This is a genomic window from Methylobacterium sp. P1-11 (assembly GCF_008329595.1).
In the GTDB taxonomy this organism is placed as follows: Bacteria; Pseudomonadota; Alphaproteobacteria; order Rhizobiales; family Beijerinckiaceae; genus Methylobacterium.
In genome coordinates, this window is sequence record NZ_NPKS01000004.1 from 132,729 (window position 1) to 155,038 (window position 22,310).

A 22,310-nucleotide genomic window follows, 5' to 3' on the forward strand; every position below is an offset into this window, starting at 1 on the left:
CAGAAAAGCCGGCCCCGCCCCGCTGTCTCACGCTGAGCGGGGCCGGGCCGCCCGCCGCGATTCCTCCGCATGACTCGGGGGGCGGCAGCCGGTGCACCCCGTCTCGCCACGAGGAGCATGGGCAACCTGATGGCTGTCGATTCCGTGCCGCTGGACGGCCCCAAGACCCGCAATTCGCGCAACAACTGGCTGCCGCCCCTGACGGTTTTGACCGGCGTCGTGGCGATGGCCGCTCTGGGCGGCAGCATCCTGCACCGAGCCCCGATCACGGCGCCCGCCTTGGAGAGCGCTCGATCGGAAGCGCCGACGCCCGCAGCGGACGCGGCGGGAAGTACCGAAACCGCCACCGCTGAACCGGATGCCATCGCGCCGTCCGATCCGTCGCGCGAGGCCACCGGCGGCTCCCTGTCGCGCTGGGCCTGGAGCCAGATCGCGCCGCCCGCTCTGACGCCCGAACCCGCTCCTGAGGCTGGCTCCGAGGCCGGCCTGCAAGCCGCCGAGACGCCGCCGAGCGCGATGGTGGTCCCGCTGCCGATCCCGCGCCCGCCTGAATTCCGCGCCCCCGCCGGCGGCGGCTTCGCCCGACGGTCCGAGCGGCGCATGGCCCGCCGCGAACTGCCGCCAGCGGCACAGCCCACAGTCCAGCCCGAGGAGCGCTCCTTCCTCGAGAAACTTTTCGGCATCGAGCGCGGTCCGGCCCTGGCCTACGCGGCGCTGGAGAGCAAACCCGCCGACGTCGCGCCGCGGCAGCGCCTCTCGCCGCCCCTGAGCCTCTCGCGGGAGCCGAGCGCCACGGCCGGCATTGCCGTGTACAACATCGCCGCCAAGACGGTGACCCTTCCGAACGGCGAGCGCCTGGAGGCCCATTCCGGCCTCGGCGAAGGTCTGGACGATCCCCGCCTCGTCAACATGCGGATGCGCGGGCCGACGCCGCCCGGCACCTACGACCTCACCGAGCGCGAGCGGCCGTTCCACGGCGTGCGGGCGATCCGCCTCACGCCGGTGGGCGGCACCGAGGCGGTGTACGGTCGCGTCGGATTGCTGGCGCATACCTACATGCTGGGCCCGCGCGGTGACTCGAACGGCTGCGTCTCGTTCCGTGACTACGAGCGGTTCCTGCAGGCCTTCCTGCGCGGCGAAGTCCAACGGCTCGTGGTGGTCAGCGGCACGCAGGATCCGCTGCCGAGCCTCGCCGCCGGCACTGGCACGACCCGGATGGCACGCAACGGCGGCTGAGGCCGGATCGCCGGCAAGAGCGGCCGGAATCGCCCTCAGCGTCTACCAGCTTTGCTCCCGCCGCGCTTGGAGCGCGCCGCGACCGACCGAAGAACGCGGCGCGGCGCGATAAGGCGCGCATCACGCGAGACCTGGGTGCAGACCATGCCCGCAAGACGATCGGCCATCATGGCCCGCCGCGCCCTCGTTGCGCTCCCCCTCCTTCTGGCCGCCGATCAAACGATGGGCGCCTCGGCGCCGGATCATGGCGGAGCGGCCAGGGTCGACACGCGCTTGGAAGATCGGATCGTCGGAACCTGGGGACTCGTCTCGTACAAGGTCGAGGACGAGGAGACCGGCAAGCTGATCGACACCATGGGCGGCACGCCCCGCGGACGGGTGATCTTCACCAAGGACGGCTGGGTCGCCTTCCACCTCGAGGGCAGCGAGCGCAAGGCTGCGACCACGGACGCGGAGCGGGCCGCTCTGATGAAGACCCTAGTCGCCTATATCGGCCGCTACCGGATCGAGGGAGACGAGTGGGTCACCAGCGTGCAGACGGCTTGGGCGCCCGAATGGGTCGGCACCGAGCAACGGCGCTCCATCCGGATCGACGGCGACTACGCCGACGTCACGACACCGTGGCGCAAGATGCCCAATTGGGATGACGGCCGCCTGTCGCGCAGCATCATCCGGTTCAGGCACCTTCCGTAGGACCAATCGCTCCCTCGGACGCGCCGCCGGCGGCCTTGAGGACCCGTGCAGGCGCAGGACGCCCTCCGGAAAGTCTAGCGGCGCATCGCGGCGGCGGTTCCCGGTCGTTGCCCGAATGGTCGTCCGAGTTGTCCGAGACGACGCGCGGACGTGACAGGCAGACAGTAATTGCAACCTGTGCAGCGATTGTCCTTGCGAGCCTCGTCCTCTATGACGCCGCCATCAATCTGCTGAGCCAAGCCAGCCAGCGTCTTCCTGCTCACTCGGCACGCGCGCCTTCGCGCGATCGCGATCTTGGACCGGAGTTTTGTGCTCCAACCGGAACGCGCGCCCGGACGGGGGCAGGCACGCGCGTGTCAGCGATGCGCAAAGGCACATGACCGTCGTGCCGGGTCGAGCGAGACCGCAGACGTATCGCGACGGGAACGGGGAAACGATCCGGAAGGCCGGATGAGCGGGATTCTCGCTCGTCCCATCGAAACGTCTTCCATACGCGGGGAGAAGGTCGCCACGCCGGAATGGCAGGCCAAGATCCGGGAGATCGTCCGGAGCTACGGCAGCAAGCTCAACGACGATCCCGAGCGCATCGCGCGGGAATGGGCCGACACCAGCGCCCAGCTCCAGTTGCCGACGCCGCCGCAGATCGACCGGGCCGTACTGAAGCCGGTTCCGACCGGCAGCAGCGTGCTCAACAGCAGCGCCACCCCGGTGAAGGAGCCGGTCCACGACCTCGCGCCGTAGGTCGCGCCGGCGGCCGGTCTTCCGGGCGCCGCTCAGATTCCCAGCCGTCCCAGAGCCGGCAGCTTGATCCCGGGCCGTCGCAGATCGATCCCCGCGACGCCGCCGAACAGGTTCAGTTCGAGCCCCTCGACCCAGCCGAGCGTCAGCCCGACATAGCCGCCGAGGTTGATGCGGATGCCCGTCTGGGAGGGTGTCAGACCGATCCAACGTCCATCATAGGGAAAATCCTTGCCGATCGCGGTCGCCGGCAGGCTGGCGCGGATTTCCGGCACTGCCGCCATGACGGCGGCCACGAAGGTGTTCGAGTTCGGGCCAGGCCAGACGACGTAGTCTCCGGGCCGGTTGTAACGGTACTTCGCCACGGCCTGCCGGATCCGCGGCAGCATCGCTTCGGCCTCCGGTCCGTCCGCGGCGAACACGACCATCGGCAGGTTTCCGAACCAGAATCCGTCAGGCACGAACCGGTCCACCCAGATCGGCTGCCCCCATGCAGTGTAGTCGAACCGGCTGTAGGCGCGTGCGCCGTACTCCTTGACCACGATCCAGCTGTGGGTCGCGACGATGCCGCGCCAGCTGACGGTTTGTGCCGAGAAGATGCGCAGCACGGCTTCGGGATGCGCGTGAGCCGGCGGCAGCAGGCCGGCGCTGGACCGGTCGGCCATGCGCCAATCGCCGCGCGCCCGCGTCGCATAGAGCAGGGCGGAAATCGCCACCGGGACGAGGAAGAGCATGGCGAGCGCGAGAAGGGCGATCCTGATGAGGGTCACGGGCGGTCCGGCGGGGAGGGCGGGGGAGTTGTCGGGATGTAAGCATCGACCGCGCCAGGAAAACTGCGGCCGAAGCGACCCGGGACTGCCCACGGGTCAGGGCAACGACCCCAGTGAGTCCAGCAGCAGCGTTGCGGCGAGGAGATCGGCACAGCCACCCGGACTGAGGCGCGCGGCCACGAAGGCGCGGTGGACCGCGGCCGCGCGATCCCGCCAGGCCGGAGCCGAGACCCCGCCGGCATCGAGGAATGTCGCGGCGGCCGCGCGTGCTTCCAGGAGGCCGTCAGCCCCGCCGCGGTGCAGGAGGTTCGTGTCGTCGACCACCGCCAGGAGGGCGAAGAAACATTGCACACGCGCTGCATCAGGGTCGTTCGCCGCGCAGGATCGGCCGAAGCGCAAGGCGGGAAGGCCGACGGCGCGGACAGTCGGGAAGCCCGCCGCAGCCTCGGCGCTGGCGCCACCGACACCGAAGCGGCGGGCCGCCCGGCCACCGTGGGTCACGGTCGAGACAGGCGCCCGGGCGATCGCGGCCCCCCAGAGATGTCCGACCGCCTCGGCATGCGCTTCGGCACTGGCGCCTCCTGCACTCGGTATTCCGGCCGCCGCGCAGATCAGGCCCAGGGAGAAGATGGCGCCGCGATGCGCGTTGACGCCGCCGGTCGCCCGCATCATCGCGGTCTCGGCGCGGAGGCCGATGGCGCGCAGTTCCGCCATCTCCGGATTGCGGGCGCCCGCCGCGACCAGTTCGGCGAAGAACGGCCGGATTGCCGCCGCGCTCCGCCGGAGCGTGGCCGCATCCATATCGTCGTGGCTGCCGGAATCGACCAAGCTGACGAGGCCGGGCTTCGGCCAGGTCTCCAGTTCCGCGATGAGTGCCGCGTGCGCGAGATCCGCAACGAACTCGGCCCAGCGCAAGCCGGCAAGGCCGCGATCGGCGTCGGATGTGGTGAGGCAGGGATCGTTGCGCAGGGTCGGGTCTCGTCACATGGTACGCCGGCGCGGCGGGAGCGGCGTCGGGCGGACCGACCTATACCGGAAGGCAGCGCCTCGGCATCCGGAGCGGACCGGGTGAATTCGACCTTTGAGCGGATGCACGCTGTGTCGGCTGAAGAGATGAAGGTCGGCGTCCGAAGCCTGGCGCCGGCGGAGCCGCGATTGGAAGCCGTCCCGCCTGCGCTCTGGACGGCGCGCTCCGGTGCTCTCCCCGCAATGGCCATCACGGATGGCGAGGCTCGCTTCGTCCGAGCGACGACGAAACGGACCTGGCCCGTACTGACGCTAAGCCCTAGAACGATCCAACGAAACGATCGGGCAGCTGCCACAGATCCGGGGCCTGGATGGCGCTCTTGCGCTCGATGGCGTCGGCGAAGATCCGCTTCGTGGTTTCGAAGACCGCTTCACCGCGGCGCATCTGCACGGGACGTCGCGCGATCCGGCCGATATCCGCCTTCACGAAGGCCAGGAACTCCGTCGGATCGATGGCATGATGCGAGTTCGGGATGCCGATCGGCGCGGCTGCATTGCGCTTCTGCTGGCGTCTGAAAAGGACGTCGTGGTCCAGATACGCCAAATGAAACAGGAACAGGTCACGGAATTCCGGGCGATGATCCTGGATCAGGCAATGAAAGCCGACATGCCAGTCGACGCGTTCCGATACGATGGTGGCCTTGCACAAGGTCGAGATCGGGCGGATGAACCGTCTCTGACTGGAAATGGGCACCGCGACATCGATGGGAGCCTCGTCCGCGACGTGCATGACATCGGACCCGAACAGATCGAGGATCGGCGGCAGCGTTCGCGCGGCGATATAGTCCGAAAGGTTCGGCGCCACCTCAGGGTCCGGAACGACCAGCTCGTCGGCATCCGCATAGAGAACATATTTGAAGCCGATGAAGAGGGATGCGCAGAAATCCCTGACCGTATGGGCGCGCTCCCATTCGTTCAGGGGCAACCGCGGCAGCCGGATGACGTTAGCGCGAAGTCCAGTCGTCGAGCCATCGTCGGAGCCGTGGTCAAGAATATAGCAGTTTTCCGCACCGACCTGTTGCTCATAATGCTTCAGCCAAAGTGGCAACATGGTCGCTTCATTGTATGCCATGGTGACAGCGGCAAGCGGCTTCTTCTGCAACGAATTTCCTTCCCACCAACGCCGTATTCACGGCGCTTCTACAGCGCATTCGCGAAGCGTCTGTTCGGAGCTTAGATGCAATGGATCGTGCGCAGCAACTCCTAAGGTCACTGACCAGGGAGGCCCGTATCGTCGAGGTTGGCCCGAGCTTCAGTCCGCTCGCGCCGAAGCGCGATGGCTGGAACACGTTCGTCATCGATCACGCGCCACGCGCGGAACTCATCAAGAAGTATCACGATCAGACCGTCGACCGGATCGAGGAAGTCGATTTCGTGTGGATGGGCGGCTCGATCGCAGATGCGGTACCGGTCGATCAGCACGGAACGTTCGATGCATTCATCGCCAGCCATGTGATCGAGCATACGACCGACATCGTGACCTTCCTGCGCGCCGCCGAGATCCTGCTGCGCCCCGATGGGGTCGTGATCCTGGCCGTGCCCGACAAGCGCAAATGCTTCGATTTCTACCGGTCCCTCACCGGGACGGCCGACGCCGTTGCGGCCTTCCTTGAGAAGCGGGACCGCCACACGGTGCGTACCCATATCGATTACGCCCTGAACATGGCGCTCAAGGCGAACGGGACGGTCGGCGCCTGGTCGGGCGGGGACACCCGGCCGGCCATCCCTGCCAATCCTCTGACCGACGAGGCGCAATGGCTCAGCGCCGTGCAGATGCCATACTACACCGATGCGCATGCCTGGGTGTTCGTGCCGTCGAGCTTCAACCTGATGGTCCTGGAGCTGTCGCAGCTCGGCTATATCGATCTGCGCGTCGAGGACTCGCTCGAGATGGACGCCACGGAATTCTTCGTGTGGCTCCGCAAAGGGTGCCAGCGTCTGACGCCGGACGCTCTCCGCGACCAGCGGACCGCACTGATGCAGCGTGTCATCGTCGAACTGGCGGATCAGGTGCAGCAACTGCCGGAGACTACTTTCGCCCAGTCGGCCTCGGCGGGCGCCCTGCGGGACCAACTCCTCAAGGCAACCTATCGGACCGACGCCCTCAGCACGGTCCTGGTCGCGCTCCGGGCCAGCATCGGTCGCTTCGGGCTGGATCGGGACAAGTTCAAGCGCCTCATCGGCACAGCCAGCCAGAAGGTCCCGGCCAATCTCTCGGCGGCAGTGCAGCACAAGATCCTGTTGACCGAGGCGACCAGGATTCTCGACGGCGTGACGGATTCCGCCGCAGAGGCGGATGATCGCGACCCGGCCGTCGTCGACGGTGCCGTCCTGGTCGCGCCTCTGGCTGCGACCCAGTTCGGGGATCCGCTGCTCGCCGCCGAACTCGAACGTGAGCGCCAGCGCGCCCGGGCCGTCCGCATGGTCTTGGACGCCGTCCTCGGAAGCCTGCGCGGGCGCGCCCTCGACAAGAAGCGGTTTCGCGATCTCGTCACGCGGGCGGCCGCGCAAACACCGAATGACGGCCCCGAAGCCGTCCGGCACGCGGTGCTGTCCGAGGAGTCGCGCAGAGTTCTTGGTCTGCCGGTCAGCTGATACGGATCACCGCGACCGGCCTTAACCGCGCGGCAGCGACGGCCGCGCTCAAGGCCGCCCGCAGCGTGGGCATCGAACCGACCGCTCCTCAGGCCGCCGACGCGACCGCCGGCGAGATCCGCTTGCGGGCCTTCTTGTCCTCGGTGCTGCTCACGAAGGCCTGCGCCTCCTCTTTGCGCTCGAAGACGTGCGGCGCGACCCCGCGATTGTTCAGGGCCTCCTCCATCTTCAGGCGCAGGAACGCGCTCGTGGCGTATCGGGTCGTGGTGGCGTAGTAGTTCGCCTGCAGGTACTGGACCATGCCGGCGTAATCATCGACGAGATTTTCGTTGAGCCGGAAACCGTCGTGGTTGATCACGGCGTTGACCCGCTGACCGGCCTTCCGGCAGGCCTCCACGATGGTCATGCGCAACTCGTCCATGTCGCCCTTCACGCGGCAATACCAGCCTTCCAGGTTGACGAATAGGATGTTGCGCTCGCCATCGTAGCTGACGCGGGATTTGAGATCGAGGTTGAGCAGATCCGAGATCAGCTCCATCGGCTCGTCACGGAAGATGCGCGGGTCCATCGGCACCGGATTGCGCACCACGGGCGCGAAATCCATGTGGGCAAGGATGTCGCGCTCGATATCGATCCCCGGCGCGACCTCGATCAGCTCCAGGCCGTCCGGCGTCAGCTGGAAGACGCAGCGCTCGGTGACGTAGAGGACAGGCTGCGAGCGCTCGACGGCGTAGGGCCCCGAGAAGGTGTTCTGCTGCACCTGGGTGACGAACTTGCGGGATTTCCCTTCGCTCACGACACGCACCTGACCGTCGTTCACCGCGATCTCGAGACCGCCCGCCGTGAAGGTGCCGGCGAACACGACGGTTCGGGCATTCTGCGAGATGTTAATGAAACCGCCGCAGCCGTTCAGCTTGCCGCCGAACTTCGACGTATTCACGTTGCCGGCCGCGTCGCACTCAGCCATGCCCAGGCAGGTCATGTCGAGCCCGCCGCCGTCGTAGAAGTCGAACATCTGGTTCTGGTCGATGATGCAGTCGGCGTTGGTCGCGGCGCCGAAGCTTGAACCCGAAGCCAGCACTCCGCCGACCGCCCCCGCCTCGGTGGTAAGGGTAATGTAGGGGGTGATCTTTTCCTCGTTGGCGACCGACGAGATGCCCTCCGGGGCGCCGACGCCCAGATTGACCACACCGTTCGGCGGCAACTCGAATGCGGCGCGGCGCGCAATGATCTTGCGCTCGTTGAGTGGCATGCGCTTGATGCCGGTCACCGGGACCCGGATCTCGCCCGCGAGGGCGGCGTCGTGCATCACGCCGTAATTCATGCGGTGCATCTCGGGCTCGGCGACCACCACGCAGTCGACGAGAATGCCGGGTACGCGCACGTCCTTCGGCAGCAGGTAGCCGTCATCGACGATGCGCTCGACCTGCGCGATGACGATGCCGCCATTGTTGCGCGCCGCCATGGCCTGCGCGAGACAATCCAGGGTCAACGCCTCTTTCTCGTAGGAGAGATTGCCTGAGGGATCGGCCGAGGTCGCACGGATGAAGGCCACATCGATCTTGGTCGCCGTGTAGAACAGCCATTCCTCGCCGTCGACCTCGACGAGCTTGACAATATCCTCGGTGGTCAGCTCGTTGACCTTGGCGCCACCATGGCGCGGATCGACGTAAGTCTTCAGGCCGACCTTCGAGAACAGGCCCGGCTGACCGGCGGCGCAGGCCCGGTAGAGCTGCGAGATCACGCCCTGTGGCAGGTTGTAGCCGCGGATCAGGTTGTCCTGGGCGGCCTTGGCGACCTTCGGCATGCGGCCGAAATTGGCCGCGATGACCCGCGAGAGCAGGCCGTCATGGTGAAGGCGGCCGGTACCGAGCCCTTTGCTGTCGCCGGCGCCTGCCGTCATGATCAGGGTGAGGCCGCGTGGCGATCCGGTCTCGACGAAACGCTTCTCGAGGGCGGCATGCAGGGCCTCCGGGATGCAGCTCTGGACGAACCCCGTAGTCGTCACGACGTCGTTCTCGCGGATCAGCGCGATCGCCTCTTCCGCCGAGATGACCTTGTTCTTCCTCATGGAGCCCGTGATCCTCCCCGGCATTCGCAAGAGCGACCGGACGTGATGTCCGTCGTCTCCGACTTTGCCATGCGTTGCTCCCGTGGTGCCGGGACATGTCGGCCCCGGGAGTCGACTGAGTTTTGAATACGATCTTTATTGCACCGCATCAATATTTGCGGCACCGCATGATGGCGCGTGCCGGCTGAGCGACAGTACTCCAGGAATGCAGACCAGCGCTGCTGAAAAACTCTTCGATCCATGCTCAGAAAAATTGCGCGGCGCCCCAGGCCGCCCTGGGCATGTGCTCCGCCGCACGGGGTTTGCGCGATCCGCGTGTGCCGGCTCACCGCGGCACGACCGGATCCGGTGTCTGTCTGTCACGGGACGACAGGGAGGCGATCATGAACCGAGATCCGAGAGCCTGGGGCGCTCAGGCCGATGGCAAGGCGCGACCGGGTGAGTCGAACCGGAATTCCGATTCCAGGGCGCGCGACGTCGTGGTCGCCGCCTGGCGACGCGCGCTTCGCAGGATGCGGGAGCGACGGGCCGCGCAGGGCCCCGCGGATGCGGGCCCCTGAAGCCGGCAGCAGTGGCCTTCGGGCCCGGCGCGGCGCCCGATCCCGGCGCAGGGCCGGGAGGCCGGTTCGGCCCCGACGTCGCCCGAATGGTGACGGGGACCGACCCATTTTCTCTAATTTACGCGGCGCGGCGACCGCGCGACACCGTGAGCAGCGGACGGGAGTGGATGAGCCGATGGACGACGACGTCGCAGACGGCACGGACGGCGGCGACGCGAGCTCCGCGGCGGCCCAGGAGGCGAACGGGATCGCCTTCCTACTGGCGAGCGCAGCCTACCTGACGCTCGCCGACGCGCATCTCCGGCGGGAAGGTCCGGAGGGACTTGCCCTAATGGACGAGATCGAGGACCGGATCACGGAGGCGCTGCAGAGCTTCGTCGAGGAGACGTCCTACGAGGACGCGCGGCCGGACATCCTCCTGCACGCGACCCGCAAGGTCCGCGCCCTGCTCGAAGCGGGGCGCTCGCTGGCGCCGGAGATGCGGCGCTTCCAGTAGGCCCCGGTTTGGACCGGGCCGAGCCGCGACGCGTTCCCGGCAGACGGGGCTCAGGCGCCAGGCCGCGACGGCCTCGCGAAGCCGATATCGGCTGCCACCCCGGCGAGCCGATCCGGATCACGCTCCTTGCGCTCGCTGTAACGATCCACGAGGTAATCGGCGCGTCCGCGGGTCAGCAGCGTGAACTTCATCAATTCCTCGCACACGTCGACGACACGGTCGTAGAGCGGCCCCGGCTTCATCCGGCCAGCCTCGTCGAACTCCTTGTAGGCCATCGGCACCGAGGACTGGTTGGGGATGGTGATCATCCGCATCCAGCGGCCGAGGACGCGCAGCGCGTTCACGGCGTTGAAGCTCTGGGAGCCACCCGAGACCTGCATCACCGCGAGGGTCCTGCCCTGTGTCGGCCTCAGGCTACCCTCCGAGAGGGGCAGCCAGTCGATCTGGCTCTTCATCACGCCGGTCAAGGCGCCATGCCGCTCGGGCGAGACCCACACCTGCCCCTCGGACCAGACCGAGAGGGTGCGGAGTTCCTGAACCTTCGGATGGTCCGCCGTCGTGTCGTCGGGCAGGGGTAGGCCGTCAGCGTCGTAGATGCGGACCTCACCGCCCATGGCCTCCAGCAGCCGGGCGGCCTCGTAGGCCAGGAAACGGCTGAAGGACCGGTCGCGGAGCGATCCGTAAAGGATCAGGAACCGTGGTGGGTGCGGGATCGGCACGGCCCGCGAAGCCTCCACGGCCTCCACACTCGGCGCAGCGAAATGTGCCGCGCTGAGGTTCGGCAGGCCGTCACGGACGGAGGGGGCAGGAAACGGGCTCTTGCTCAACGGGGCGCTTTCTCATACGTTCAAATTGTCTTTTGAAGATTGTAATGGAAATGGACGACGCGCAAGCCCTGGCGGCCTTCGCGGCACTCGCGCAGGAGCATCGCTTGCGGCTGGTGCGGGCGCTTGTGACGGCTGGTCCAGACGGCCTCGCCTCCGGCACCCTGGCCGACGCCGTCGGCGTGTCGGCCGCCACGGTCTCGCATCACCTCAAGGAGTTGAGCCGTGCCGGGCTGGTCGTCTCGCGGCGCGACGGCCGCTCGATCATCTACAGTGCCGCCTATCCGACGCTCTCCGATCTGATCGCGTTCCTGATGCGCGATTGCTGTCAGGGGCGCGCGGAGATCTGCATGCCGGCTGCGGAGACACTGGCTGCCTGCCTCTGCCCACCCGGAGACAATACCCATGCCTGAGCCGTTCGACGTCGTGATCTACCACAACCCGGCCTGCGGCACGTCGCGCAACACCCTGGCGATGATCCGCAACACCGGAATCGAGCCTCACATCATCGAGTATCTCAAGACACCACCTGCCCGTGCGCTGCTGGGGCAGCTGCTCGCCCGCGCCGGGCTGTCGGTGCGCGACGTGCTCCGGGAGAAGGGCACGCCCTACGCCGAGTTGAATCTCGGCGACCCGGCCCTGACGGACGGGCAGTTGCTTGATGCCATCGCGGCGCATCCGATCCTGCTCAACCGACCGCTCGTCGTGACACCCAAAGGGGTCCGTCTCTGCCGCCCCTCGGAAGCGGTGCTCGATCTCCTGCCACCGCAGCAGGCCGAGTTCGTCAAGGAGGACGGGGAGCGGGTGGTCGACGAGCACGGCCGCCGCGTCGCCACCGCCTGAACCGGACGCAGAAGCACAAGAAGACACCGCCCGGATGCTCGCGCTCGCCATCTTCCTAATCACGCTCGTGTTCGTCATCTGGCAGCCGAGAGGGCTGGGGATCGGCTGGAGCGCCCTGGCCGGCGCGGCCGCGGCCCTCGCCACCGGCGTGATCCAGCCGGATGACATTCCGACGGTCTGGCACATCGTGTGGGACGCGACCTTCACCTTCGTCGCGCTGATCATCATCTCCCTGCTCCTCGACGAGGCCGGGTTCTTCCACTGGGCTGCGCTGCACGTCGCCCGCTGGGGTGGTGGCAGGGGCCGGCGGCTCTTTCCCCTCGTCGTGCTCCTCGGAGCGGCGATCGCGGCGGTGTTTGCCAATGACGGCGCGGCTCTCCTGCTGACGCCCATCGTGCTGGCGATCCTTCTTCGGCTCGACTTCCCGCCGCCGGCGGCCCTCGCCTTCATCATCGCCTGCGGCTTCGTGGCGGACAGCACCTCCCTGCCGCTGGTGATCTCCAATCTGGTCAACATCGTCTCGGCCAATTACTTCGCCGTGACGTTCGGCCGATACGCGGCGGTCATGGTTCCGGTGAACCTCGTCTCGCTAGCGGCGACGCTGGCGGTGCTGGGGGCGTATTTCCAGCACATCATTCCGTCGACCTATCCGATGACCGTCCTCGAGAGCCCGGCAAGCGCCATCCGTGACCGGCTCGTCTTCCGCGCGGCGTTCCCGCTGCTGCTGATTCTCCTGCTGGCCTATTTCATCACTGCGCCCTTCGACGTACCGGTGTCGGTGGTGACTTGTGCCGGCGCGGCGGTCCTGCTGCTGCTCGCGAGACGCGGGCGCGTCATCGGCGTCCGCGCGGTGCTCGCCGGCGCGCCCTGGCAGATCGTCCTGTTCAGCCTCGGCATGTACCTCGTGGTCTACGGCCTGCGGAACGCCGGCCTGACCCGGGAACTGGCTCTGGGCCTGACGTGGCTCGCGGGCCACGGTCCCTGGATCGCCACCCTCGGAACCGGTTTCGCCGCCGCCGTTCTGTCGTCGGTCATGAACAACATGCCGAGCGTGCTGATCGGCGCGCTCTCCATTCAGCAGGCCCCGGACCTTTCGCCCCTGACCCGTGAGCTGATGGTCTACGCCAACGTCATCGGCTGCGATCTCGGGCCCAAATTCACGCCGATCGGCAGCCTCGCGACCCTGCTCTGGCTGCACGTCCTTGCGGCCAAGGGGCAGACGATCACCTGGGGTCAGTACATGAAGGTCGGCCTGATCATCACACCGCCCGTGCTTCTGATCACCCTGCTGGCGCTGGCAGCCTGGCTGCCGCTGATCAGCCCCCGCTAGATCGGGCATGGCCTCTGAAGGTCCGACCGCTATCATGGCCATGCCAACAGCCCGCCGCTGGCCGGTGATCGCGGCCCTCGGCATCGTCGAGATCCTCGCCTGGGGCTCGTCGTTCTACCTGCCGGCGGTGATGGCTGGACCCATCGCTGAGAGTACCGGCTGGCCGCTCGCCTGGGTGGTCGGCGGACTGGCCGTCGGCCTTCTCGTCGCAGCTCTCGCCTCGCCGCATGTCGGGGCGGCAATCCACCGACGCGGCGGGCGGCCGGTCCTCGCTCTGGCCGCGCTGCTGCTCGCCGCGGGACTGACCGTCCTGGCCCTGGCGCCGATCTTACCGGTCTACCTCGCCGGCTGGCTGATACTCGGCGCCGGAATGGCCTGCGGGCTGTACGACCCGGCCTTCGCGACCCTCGGACGCCTCTACGGCGCGACGGCGCGGCCGGCTATCACAACCCTGACCCTTTGGGGCGGGTTCGCCAGCACCGTATGCTGGCCCCTATCCGCATTCCTCGTCGCGCATGTCGGCTGGCGGGCCGCCTGCCTCATCTATGCCGCCCTGCATGTTGTGGTGACGCTGCCGCTCGTGCTGGTGATGATCCCGACGGCTCCGGCGCTTCTGGTGGCCGACGAGCGGCACGCCTTGGATTCCGGGCCCCTGTCGGCCCGGGAGCGCCGGGCCTTCCTGGTGTTCGCAGGCGTCCTGGTCCTCGGCGGCGCGATCATGTCCCAGGTGTCGGTTCACCTGCTCACCCTGCTTCAGGCCCGGGGCGTGTCGGTGGCCACCGCCGTCTCCTTCGGAGCGCTGATCGGTCCGGCACAGGTCGGCGCGCGCGTCGCCGAGATCTCCCTGAAGGAGCGACATCACCCCCTTTGGACCCTGACGGCGGCCTTCGGCCTGATCGCTCTGGGGCTGTGGCTACTGGCGCTGGGACTGCCGGGGGTAGCGCTCTGGCTGGTGCTCTATGCGGGCGGCAACGGGATCTACTCGATCGCGCGGGGGACGGTACCGCTCGCCCTGTTCGGTCCCCTGCGCTACCCACTCGTCGTCGGCCGCCTCGCCCGACCGGCGCTGGCGGCCCAGGCGCTGGCGCCACCGGCCGGAGCGGTGGTGTTGACCCATGCAGGTCCGGAAGCCCTGTGGTGGCTGCTGCTCGCGCTGGCGCTTGCCGCCATCGGCCTCATCGGCGCGCTGTGGCGGTTGCGATGAGGACCGAGCCCGGCCTCAAGCCGTGCCAGCCTTCGCCCAATTAGCGTATGCCGCCGTCGCTCAGTCGGTACCAGGCGATGATCGCCGAGACGTACAGCCGGTGCAGGGCGTGCAGCGGCAGCGGCGCGATCGGCGTGAGCGGAAAGGGCAGGCTGTCGGCATTGCCGGTGGCGATGTAGGCGGCCATCGCCCGGCCCATCGCCGACTGGAGACCGACGCCGCGACCCTGGCAGCCGATATCGATGAGGAGTCCGGGCGCCGGCTCATGGAGATGGGGCAAGTAGTCCCGGGTGATCGCGACGCGGCCGCACCAGCGATGGTCGAAGCCTATCCCGTCGAGCTGAGGGAAGAGCTTGCCGACGATCCGTTCGAGATGGGCCCAGTCGGCGGGACTGCGCGGCTCCCGGAACGGCCCGCGGCCACCCATCAGCAGGCGACCGGTATGGTCGAGCCGGAAGTAGAGCAGGAGCTTCCTCGTGTCCGAGGAGACGTGGCCTTCGGGCAGGATCGAGCGCCGCAGGTTGTCGGAGAGCGGTACCGTTGCGACCTGGAAGGAATTCGCGGCGATCACCGTCTCGGCGAGGTCCGGCCAGAGGCCGCCGGTGTAGCCGTTGGTGCACAGCACGACCCGATCGGTGGCCAATTGTACCCCCTGCGCCGTCGTGACCGTCCATCGAGATCCGGTGCGCGCGAGGGCGGTGACCGGCGATGCCCCGTGGATCGACGCTCCGGCCTTCAGGGCCGCCCGGGCGAGCCCGCGGGCGTAGCTCAGGGGCTGGATGGCGCCGCCGCGGCCGTCGAGCCAGCCGCCGAGATAGCGTTCAGTCCCAAGAAGCCGTCCGGTCTCGGCCTGATCGAGGACGCGGGTCGGCGCGCCGAGATCGGCCCATTGGGCCGCGCGCCGCGCGACTTCGGCGAGACCGGCCTCGGTATGGGCGCCCTGGATCCAGCCGGCGCGCCGGTGCGGGACATCCATCCCGTGCCGCGCGATCAGGTCGAACACGACGTCGGCCGTCTCGCCAGCGAAACGCGCGAGCCGCTCGCCGCGCTCACGTCCGAAGCGCGCGACGATGTCGGCGGGATCGTATTTCAGGCCCGGGATGACCTGGCCGCCGTTGCGGCCGGAGCCGCCGTAACCGACTTCCCGCGCCTCCAGAACGACCGGCCGGATTCCGCGCTCGGCCAGATGCAGGGCGGTGGACAGGCCGCAGAAGCCACCGCCTACGATCACCACGTCGGCCGCGCCGGATTCGGCAAGCGGCGGCGTGTCCGGCGCGGGCGCCGCCGTGGTGGCCCAGAGCGAGGGGGCGAGGGGGAACGGTTCGGCCACGGCGTGTCCTAGAGCGGGTGCAGCACGCGCTGCAGGAAGTCCTGGGTGCGGGGGTTCTGCGGGCGGTTCAGGACCTCGCTGGCCGGCCCCTGCTCGACGAGGCGGCCGCCGTCGAGGAACAGCACCCGGTCGGCGACCTCGCGGGCGAAGCCGATCTCGTGAGTCACGACGATCATCGTCATCCCCTCGTCGGCAAGGCCGCGCATGACCCGCAGGACGTCGCCGACCAGTTCGGGATCGAGGGCCGAGGTCGGCTCGTCGAACAGGATCGCCTCCGGTCGCATCGCCAGCGCCCGGGCGATCGCCACGCGCTGCTGCTGGCCGCCGGATAGCTCGTTCGGCCGGGCATCCTCCTTGCCCGAGAGCCCCACCCGCGCGAGGAGGGCGCGCGCCCGCTCCTCGGCCTCCCGACGGGGCTCGCCCTTCACGTGGAGCGGACCCTCGACGACGTTCTCCAGAGCGGTCCGGTTGGCGAACAGGTTGAACCGCTGGAAGACCATGGACACCCGGGTGCGGATCGCCTTGATGGCGCGCTTGTCCCGGTCGACCCGCTGGCCGTCGACGCGGATCTCCCCACCGTCATAGGCCTCCAACCCGTTGATGCAGCGCAGGAGGGTCGACTTTCCGGAGCCCGACGGCCCGATGATGCAGACCACCTCGCCCTTGGCGACCTCGGCCGAGACGCCCTTGATCACCTCCAGGGTACCGTAGTGCTTACGAACATCCTCTAGGACGATCATCGATGCCGTCCCTTCGCCTCGAGGTGTCGGACCAGCAGGATCAGCGGCAGGCTGAGCGCGAGGTACATCAGCGCGACCATCGTGTAGACGCTGGTGTTCTTGAAGGTCGACGACGCGATCAGCTTGCCCTGGAGCGCAAGTTCCGCGACCGTGATGGTCGAGGCCTGCGACGAATCCTTGAGCATCATGATCATGATGTTGCCGTAGGGCGGCAGCGCGATCCGGATCGCCTGTGGCAGGATCACCCGCCGCATGGTCAGGCCCCAGCCCATGCCGATCGACAGTGCCGCCTCGACCTGCCCGCGATCCACCGCCTCGATGCCGGCGCGGAAGTTTTCGGCCTGGTAGGCCGAGTAGGCGATGCCGAGCCCGATGATCGCCGCCTGAACCGCGGTGAGCGACAGGCCGAAATCGGGCATGACGAAGTAGATGTAGAACAGCTGCACGATGATCGGGATGCCGCGCAGGATGTTGATCATCACCGCGCTGAAGCCGGCCAGCACCGCGATGCCGGAAACCCGCATCACCGCCCAGACCAGGCCGAGCAGAGTCGAGACCACCAGGGAGGCGAGGGTGATCAGGACCGTGAGCTGCACGCCCTGGAGCAGGATCGGCAGGTATTCATGGGCGTCGGCGAGGAACTCGCGCATGGAGTTCAGGGCCGAAGCTCAGGACTTGTCCGCCGAGGGCGGAAGGCCCCACTTGGTCAGGATCGCCTGAAGCGTCCCGTCGGACTTCAGCTTGGCGAGCGCCTTGTCGATCTTGGCCAGAAGCTCGGAATCGGTCTTGCGGACGCTCAGGCCGACCGAGGCGACGACGGTCGGCTTGAAGGTCTCGACCAGGCGGACGCCGGGAAACAGCCCCTGTTTGACGTAATAGGCGAGGATTGGGGCGTCGGCGAAGCCGGCCTTCAGGCGCCCGGAATTCACGTCCCGGATAATGTCGGGGATCGTGTCGTAGATCTTCACCTCGCCGAACAGGCCAGACTTCTTCAGCGGTTCGACGAAGGCGGTGCCGACCTGAGCGCCCACGGTCTCACCCTTCAGGTCGGCGAAGGATGTGTAATCCTTCGTGTCGGTCTTCGGGACGATCAGTCCCTCGCCATAGGTGTAGACGGGGGCCGAGAAGGCTACGACTTCCTTGCGCTGCGGCGTGATGAACATCGCCGCCGAGATGATGTCGATCTTAGAGGCGGTGAGCGCCGGGATCAGCGTCGAGAATTGCAGCGGCTCCACCGCGACCGTGAAACCCGCCTCCTTACCGACGGCATTGACGAGGTCGACCATCACGCCCTGAATGGTGTTCGTCTTGGTGTCGAGGAAGGTGAAGGGAAGGCCGGTTGGCGTCGCACCGACCTTCAGGGGCTGCGCGCTGACGGGACTCCCGAGAAATCCGAGGAGCAGCGCCGACGACAGACACAGCTCGGCCAACCGTCTTCTCATCATGCCGCTCCCATGAGGTGCCCGGGTCGTACGGCGAGAGCCTGCGCCCGATTTCATTCTCGTGAAGAATACCGCACGTTTTCGATATCGACGCAAGCGACTTTCACGTGCATGAAGGGACACCCGAGAGGCAGACTGGTGTGACGGTGAGCATCCCCCAAGGCGCAGCAACGGGTCCGGAACCGGTCGACCGGGCCGTGGGTCAGCGCCTGCGCAGCCTGCGACGGGCGCGGGGGCTCTCGCTCGAAGCGGTCGCGTCCAGCACGGGCCTGTCGATCGGCTTCATCAGTCAGGTCGAGCGAGGCCTGTCGTCGCCTTCGCTCCGGGTGCTCGCGTTGCTCGCGGACACGCTGCAGATCGGGATCGGCGGCCTCTTCGAGCCCGGCCCGGACGCGCCCGATCCGGACCCGATCGTGGTGTTCCGGAAGGACCGGCCTGAACTTCAGCTCTGGCGCGCCGGCATCACCAAGCAGTTGCTGACCCCGCCCGGAGGCGCGCAGGGGATGAGCCTGTTCCATATGGTGCTGAAGGCCGGGGCGAGCACCGGCGACGAGTTGTTCAGCCACGATGGCGAGGAAGCCGGTCTCGTCCTGGAGGGGCGCCTGACCCTCGTCGTCGAGGCACGCACGCTCCAGCTCGCGGAAGGAGACAGCTTCCGCTTCGAGAGCCGGCGGCCGCACCGCTTCAGCAATCCCGACCAACGCGGCCGGACTGTCGTGCTGTGGGTCAACGTCCTCGGTCCAGCGTCGTCGGCGCAAAACTGACCGCGTTTCGCCCGGTCGTCGCCCCACGAGAACAGCTGCCAGAGGGACCGGCGCCCTCGCTGTCGCGAAGCCTCTGTGGCCGGAACTGTGGAGCGCGTCAGTTGCTCAGCCGGACAGAGGCGAGGGTGGTGCTGAACAGCTTCAGCATGGCTGCGGTGATGTCGCCGCCCGACGCAACCGGGAAATACATATTGTCGGATGCGCAGGCCTGTAGCGCCGGGCCGATCTTCGATTCGTAGGGTTTGACGTATCGATTGTAGAAATCATTATCGTACAGTGGCAGATACTGCGTGTAAATAATACCGATTTTGACGTTCCTGTTCTTCAAGGCCGTACAGGTCGAAGGGCTCAGAGGGCCGATGAAACGGTCGCTCTGGTATTGGAATCCGGCGCTCTGATTGGTGACGCTGCCCCCCGTATCCTCGACACCGTCGGTGACGAGGAACAGGAAGCGGATCGGCTTGTCCGGCGTGAGACCGTTGCCGCTGTCCGGTATGGTCGTATTCATCTTGGCGATTGCGCGTTCGAAATCGGTCTGATTATCCGACTGATTGTAGTAAGCGTAGGCAATATCGATATTTGGTGTAGCGTTCTTGATGTTGTTCAGGGTCGGCGTCATCGTCTGGAGCCTCGTCTGAGACACAGAATCGTTGAACGTCCACATCTCCATCTGAAATTGCTGCGGCAGCAGCATACTGGCATTCGCCCGGTCGACGAGCGCCGAGACCGCATCCCGCAAAACTTGAATGCGAAGCTTGATATTGTTCTTGAGAGCAATATGGTAATTGTCGGATAGATTGTCCCCGGTGATGTTGCCCTTGCTATCGAAAGTATGCTGATGGCACGCGAAGGCGCATCCATTGGTGGCGATCTTCATATTGCGCACATCCGCATCGGTCGCGGCGAGGCCCATCGACGGCGAATTGTCGAGCAAAAGATAGTAGTTTATGTACTGTGAGATGTTCCGGGTCGCCGCAGATGTCCCGTTGATGGTCATGGCTGGGATCTGCATCATCGATGCCAGACCCGTCTTGACGGTCGCCGTGTAGCTGGCGGTCAGACTGAGGCTGGACGCCGTGTTGACCGGTGCTCCCGGCGTGAATGAGGTCACCGTGACGCCCGGGACCTTCGCGGCCTCCGCGCGGAACTGCGTCTCCATGTTCTGCAACGTCGTCGTCGGGATCGTGTTGGTCTTCTGTGACATCACCGCCAGCACGGCGCCGTCGAGGGCCGTGTCGAGCTGGGTCTTCGCGGCGTTGCGCCGGCCGTAATCGACAGCCGCCGCCGCCGCGAACATGACCGGTAGCGTGACGAGCGCGAAGGTCACCGCAACCTGACCGGAATGCGCCCGCGGAAACGCCGTCGCGGGCCGCTTAAGAATGCGCGTCAACCGGCTCTGGAACACCGACACGGGCCATCCCTCGAACATCAGTTGTAGACCGGGCAGGCCGCGCCGCCCGGCATGACGATCTCGTTGGGGGTACGTTCCGACCACGGGACCTGCCGCGTGAATGTCAGCCCCTGACCACCGAAGATCCACCGGTAGAGCGAGCTTCCGATGATTGGCGTGTAAGTCATCGTGACCTCGGCCAGGATGTAGCGGGCGCCGTCGAACTGATAGGCGGCCGGCGTCGCGGGCAATCCGTTGGTTCCGCTGGCCTGCTTGGCCGGGCGCCTGGTCGCGTTCTGAGGCCAGCTGGAGCAGACGAAACCGTTGAGGGTGCCGTTCACGGATTCGACGCCCATGGCGTTGACCACGATCTGGAGGCCGGATGCGTCCAGCGGGCGCAGGATCGCGGTCGCAGCACCGGCGATCTTCGCCATACCGTCCTGCGTGGTCAGGGCGTTGTCCATGCGCCCGGAGAGGTCGCCCAAAGTGCGGGCGAACAGCGTCAGCTTGCGGCTTGTGTCGACGATGCGCGTCAGCTCCGTTGTCCCGAAATACAGGACGATCAGGAGAGGCAGGACCAAGGCGAACTCGACGGCGGCGACGCCACGCTCATCCTGTCGAGAATGCCTCAGGCGCTTGAGCACACAATCCATCAGGAGCATCCTGACGGAGCCGGATACGGCTCGACCTTGAACACCGTCGCGGCCTGGAGCACGCGGCGCTTGTTCGGCAGGTTGGGCACCGCCGCACCGAGCAGGGGGAAAAAGACCGGGATGTCCACGGCAGCCTGCACCACCACGATGGCTGAGGCCCCCGCGCAGGAATAGCCGGCGAAGTTTGCGTTCCAATCGCTCGCCCCGCTGGCATTGGTCGCCACCGGCGAGACCGGGGTCGCCGCGGTGTAGCTATCAGCCTTCGTGATGCTGACCCGAACGTTGGCGCAATTGAAGATCGTCACACGCGGGGTGCCGTTCGATTGCGTGCACATCGCCGTCCGGAAGCGGGCCATCAGCGTCGCGGTATCGGTGGTGCCTGCATTCGCCGTCTGGAAGGCGCCCGTGTAGATCTGCCGACCGGCATCGGCGACCGCCTGCTGGAGGATCTCCTGTTCCCAGAAGACGATGCCGTTCTCCAGGCAGGCCCCGACCAGTGCGAAGAACGGCACCGCCACCAATGCGAATTCCACGGCCGTCGCGCCCGCACGCGCCTGCGTGAACCGTGCGACCTGTGTTCGGAGATCGAGCCAGCGACGCGCCGCTCGGAATGCCGTGCTCACATTTCAGCTCGACCTTGGGACCATGTGAGCAAAGGAACATCAAAAGCTTACTTTTCTCGGCGCATCACTGCTCAAAATCGACGATTTCCCCGACGCGCACCTGTGCGGAGTGTCGCGGTAGCAACTTCGGTTTCGATCTGAGGCAGGACGGCGAGCCGACCGACACAGTCGGTTGCGCCGGCGTGCCGGAGCGCTGCCGCCTGAACCGAGAAATCAGCCCCGTGCGCGCCAAGCGGTGGCCTGCAAGTCGCTGGCCGCAGCCAGCACATCAATCGCGGCATCGGATTGGATAGCGTATTTTACAATTGTCGACTGCAGGTTATGCACCTTTCCGAGCCGAGATAAGCCGCATTAAGTGCAGCTTAAGACATCATCGTTATCGTTGCCGGCTGAAATTAAACCGCATGGCGATCCCGCTCATGGCCCGTGCTCTACCCGACGTTGTCGCAATCGAAGAAGGTGTCGGGCTTCTGCGAAGCCAGCTCCTGTCGATTTCGGATGCGATCGCCCGGACCCGTCAGGAGATTGCCGATCTCCGGCAGGAGCAGGAGACCAGTCGCGCCTGCGACGAACTCCAGGCGGTCGTGCAGGGCACGGAAGACGCCACCAACACGATCCTGACCGCGTCTGAGACGGTCGACGCGCTCGCGCGCGGTATCGTCCGGCGGTCGGGCGAGGACACCAACCGGGCCGACGCCGAGGCGATCCGGGCCGAGATGCAAACCATCTTCGAAGCTTGCAACTTCCAGGATCTTACCGGGCAGCGGATCTCGAAGGTCGTACGCACCATCGTCCTCGTGGAGGATCGGATCGGCGAGATGCTGCGTGTCTGGTCGGCGTCCGACGCCGCGCCATCGGCGCCGAATCCGCCGCCCGACAGGCGCAGCGGGGAGGCGGCCTTGCTGAATGGCCCCGTCCTGCCCGGAGAGGCCTCGGTTTCGCAGGACACCGTCGACGCGATGTTCCCGTAAGGGGCAGCCCG

The 22,310-nt window shown here is 66.9% G+C and carries 22 protein-coding genes and 1 pseudogene; 11 read left to right on the forward strand and 12 right to left on the reverse strand.

What is annotated here, in order from left to right:
* The first annotated feature begins 129 nt into the window (after positions 1-129).
* The 3 genes and pseudogenes from CIW48_RS05890 to CIW48_RS05900 all read left to right on the forward strand — a co-directional run.
* Positions 130-1,236, forward strand: coding sequence for a tlde1 domain-containing protein (locus CIW48_RS05890; RefSeq protein WP_149309932.1), 1,107 nt, complete (start codon positions 130-132; stop codon positions 1,234-1,236).
* A 168-nt stretch (positions 1,237-1,404) separates the two neighbouring features.
* Positions 1,405-1,929 (forward strand): lipocalin-like domain-containing protein, encoded by a 525-nt coding sequence (locus CIW48_RS05895; protein ID WP_246695143.1) that lies wholly within the window; start codon positions 1,405-1,407, stop codon positions 1,927-1,929.
* Between the two features lie 498 nt (positions 1,930-2,427).
* Positions 2,428-2,670: pseudogene (locus tag CIW48_RS05900) on the forward strand (malate:quinone oxidoreductase); the annotation flags it as partial.
* Between the two features lie 32 nt (positions 2,671-2,702).
* On the opposite strand, the gene CIW48_RS05905 reads toward CIW48_RS05900, so the two are convergent.
* The 3 genes from CIW48_RS05905 to CIW48_RS05915 all read right to left on the reverse strand — a co-directional run bounded on the left by CIW48_RS05905 (position 2,703) and on the right by CIW48_RS05915 (position 5,565).
* Entirely contained in the window at positions 2,703-3,437 is a 735-nt protein-coding gene (locus CIW48_RS05905) for a DUF3750 domain-containing protein (RefSeq protein ID WP_149309934.1), read from the reverse strand.
* A gap of 96 nt (positions 3,438-3,533) precedes the next feature.
* The gene (gene mdcB, locus CIW48_RS05910) at positions 3,534-4,352 is read right to left on the reverse strand and encodes a triphosphoribosyl-dephospho-CoA synthase MdcB (RefSeq protein WP_149309937.1); all 819 of its coding nucleotides are present in this window, start codon (positions 4,350-4,352) and stop codon (positions 3,534-3,536) included.
* A 370-nt stretch (positions 4,353-4,722) separates the two neighbouring features.
* The gene (locus CIW48_RS05915) at positions 4,723-5,565 is read right to left on the reverse strand and encodes a glycosyltransferase family 2 protein (RefSeq protein ID WP_149309939.1); all 843 of its coding nucleotides are present in this window, start codon (positions 5,563-5,565) and stop codon (positions 4,723-4,725) included.
* Between the two features lie 80 nt (positions 5,566-5,645).
* Between CIW48_RS05915 and CIW48_RS05920 the strand changes: the two genes are divergently transcribed.
* A complete protein-coding gene (locus CIW48_RS05920) occupies positions 5,646-7,058 on the forward strand; it encodes a methyltransferase domain-containing protein (RefSeq protein ID WP_149309941.1) in 1,413 nt (470 codons plus the stop codon).
* 88 nt (positions 7,059-7,146) lie between these two features.
* Here CIW48_RS05920 and CIW48_RS05925 read toward each other — a convergent pair whose 3' ends face one another.
* Positions 7,147-9,129 (reverse strand): malonate decarboxylase subunit alpha, encoded by a 1,983-nt coding sequence (locus tag CIW48_RS05925; protein WP_149309943.1) that lies wholly within the window; start codon positions 9,127-9,129, stop codon positions 7,147-7,149.
* A gap of 735 nt (positions 9,130-9,864) precedes the next feature.
* Between CIW48_RS05925 and CIW48_RS05930 the strand changes: the two genes are divergently transcribed.
* Positions 9,865-10,185 carry a hypothetical protein gene (locus CIW48_RS05930; RefSeq protein ID WP_149309945.1) on the forward strand — a complete coding sequence of 107 codons (321 nt, stop codon included), beginning with the start codon at positions 9,865-9,867 and terminating at the stop codon, positions 10,183-10,185.
* Positions 10,186-10,235: 50 nt separating this feature from the next.
* Here CIW48_RS05930 and arsH read toward each other — a convergent pair whose 3' ends face one another.
* The gene (gene arsH / locus CIW48_RS05935; protein ID WP_149309947.1) at positions 10,236-11,012 is read right to left on the reverse strand and encodes an arsenical resistance protein ArsH; all 777 of its coding nucleotides are present in this window, start codon (positions 11,010-11,012) and stop codon (positions 10,236-10,238) included.
* A gap of 50 nt (positions 11,013-11,062) precedes the next feature.
* On the opposite strand from arsH, the gene CIW48_RS05940 reads away from it, so the two are divergent.
* From CIW48_RS05940 to CIW48_RS05955, 4 genes are read left to right on the forward strand one after another with little or no spacing between them, the layout of a single operon-like run.
* Positions 11,063-11,422 carry a metalloregulator ArsR/SmtB family transcription factor gene (locus CIW48_RS05940; RefSeq protein ID WP_149309949.1) on the forward strand — a complete coding sequence of 120 codons (360 nt, stop codon included), beginning with the start codon at positions 11,063-11,065 and terminating at the stop codon, positions 11,420-11,422.
* Positions 11,415-11,852 carry an arsenate reductase (glutaredoxin) gene (gene arsC / locus CIW48_RS05945; RefSeq protein ID WP_149309951.1) on the forward strand — a complete coding sequence of 146 codons (438 nt, stop codon included), beginning with the start codon at positions 11,415-11,417 and terminating at the stop codon, positions 11,850-11,852. The genes CIW48_RS05940 and arsC overlap by 8 nt, the downstream gene beginning before the upstream one ends.
* 34 nt (positions 11,853-11,886) lie before the next feature.
* Positions 11,887-13,182, forward strand: coding sequence for an arsenic transporter (locus tag CIW48_RS05950; protein ID WP_149309953.1), 1,296 nt, complete (start codon positions 11,887-11,889; stop codon positions 13,180-13,182).
* Positions 13,183-13,222: 40 nt separating this feature from the next.
* Positions 13,223-14,386, forward strand: coding sequence for an MFS transporter (locus CIW48_RS05955; RefSeq protein WP_149310095.1), 1,164 nt, complete (start codon positions 13,223-13,225; stop codon positions 14,384-14,386).
* A gap of 40 nt (positions 14,387-14,426) precedes the next feature.
* On the opposite strand, the gene CIW48_RS05960 is transcribed toward CIW48_RS05955, so the two are convergent.
* From CIW48_RS05960 to CIW48_RS05975, 4 genes are read right to left on the reverse strand one after another with little or no spacing between them, the layout of a single operon-like run.
* Positions 14,427-15,716, reverse strand: coding sequence for an FAD-binding oxidoreductase (locus CIW48_RS05960; protein WP_149309955.1), 1,290 nt, complete (start codon positions 15,714-15,716; stop codon positions 14,427-14,429).
* An 8-nt stretch (positions 15,717-15,724) separates the two neighbouring features.
* A complete protein-coding gene (locus CIW48_RS05965; protein ID WP_149309956.1) occupies positions 15,725-16,456 on the reverse strand; it encodes an amino acid ABC transporter ATP-binding protein in 732 nt (243 codons plus the stop codon).
* On the reverse strand, positions 16,453-17,106 hold the full coding sequence (locus CIW48_RS05970) for an amino acid ABC transporter permease (protein ID WP_149309957.1): 654 nt from the start codon (positions 17,104-17,106) through the stop codon (positions 16,453-16,455). The genes CIW48_RS05965 and CIW48_RS05970 overlap by 4 nt, the downstream gene beginning before the upstream one ends.
* Positions 17,107-17,124: 18 nt before the next feature.
* Positions 17,125-17,898, reverse strand: a complete 774-nt coding sequence (locus tag CIW48_RS05975) for an ABC transporter substrate-binding protein (protein WP_149309958.1) — start codon at positions 17,896-17,898, stop codon at positions 17,125-17,127.
* A gap of 140 nt (positions 17,899-18,038) precedes the next feature.
* Here CIW48_RS05975 and CIW48_RS05980 point away from each other — a divergent pair, with 140 nt between their 5' ends.
* Positions 18,039-18,662: a cupin domain-containing protein gene (locus tag CIW48_RS05980; RefSeq protein WP_149309959.1), complete on the forward strand. Its 624-nt coding sequence runs from the start codon at positions 18,039-18,041 to the stop codon at positions 18,660-18,662.
* 97 nt (positions 18,663-18,759) lie between these two features.
* Here CIW48_RS05980 and CIW48_RS05985 read toward each other — a convergent pair whose 3' ends face one another.
* Genes CIW48_RS05985 through CIW48_RS05995 form a run of 3 tightly spaced genes read right to left on the reverse strand, consistent with a single transcriptional unit; the run spans position 18,760 to position 21,238 of the window.
* Complete coding sequence (locus CIW48_RS05985; RefSeq protein ID WP_149309960.1) at positions 18,760-20,073, reverse strand: TadE/TadG family type IV pilus assembly protein; 1,314 nt, start codon at positions 20,071-20,073, stop codon at positions 18,760-18,762.
* Between the two features lie 17 nt (positions 20,074-20,090).
* The gene (locus CIW48_RS05990; protein WP_149309961.1) at positions 20,091-20,705 is read right to left on the reverse strand and encodes a TadE/TadG family type IV pilus assembly protein; all 615 of its coding nucleotides are present in this window, start codon (positions 20,703-20,705) and stop codon (positions 20,091-20,093) included.
* Complete coding sequence (locus CIW48_RS05995) at positions 20,705-21,238, reverse strand: TadE/TadG family type IV pilus assembly protein (RefSeq protein WP_246695144.1); 534 nt, start codon at positions 21,236-21,238, stop codon at positions 20,705-20,707. Before CIW48_RS05995 ends, CIW48_RS05990 begins: the two co-directional genes overlap by 1 nt.
* A 395-nt stretch (positions 21,239-21,633) precedes the next feature.
* Here CIW48_RS05995 and CIW48_RS06000 point away from each other — a divergent pair, with 395 nt between their 5' ends.
* The gene (locus CIW48_RS06000) at positions 21,634-22,299 is read left to right on the forward strand and encodes a protein phosphatase CheZ (protein ID WP_246695145.1); all 666 of its coding nucleotides are present in this window, start codon (positions 21,634-21,636) and stop codon (positions 22,297-22,299) included.
* The last annotated feature ends 11 nt before the right edge of the window (positions 22,300-22,310 follow it).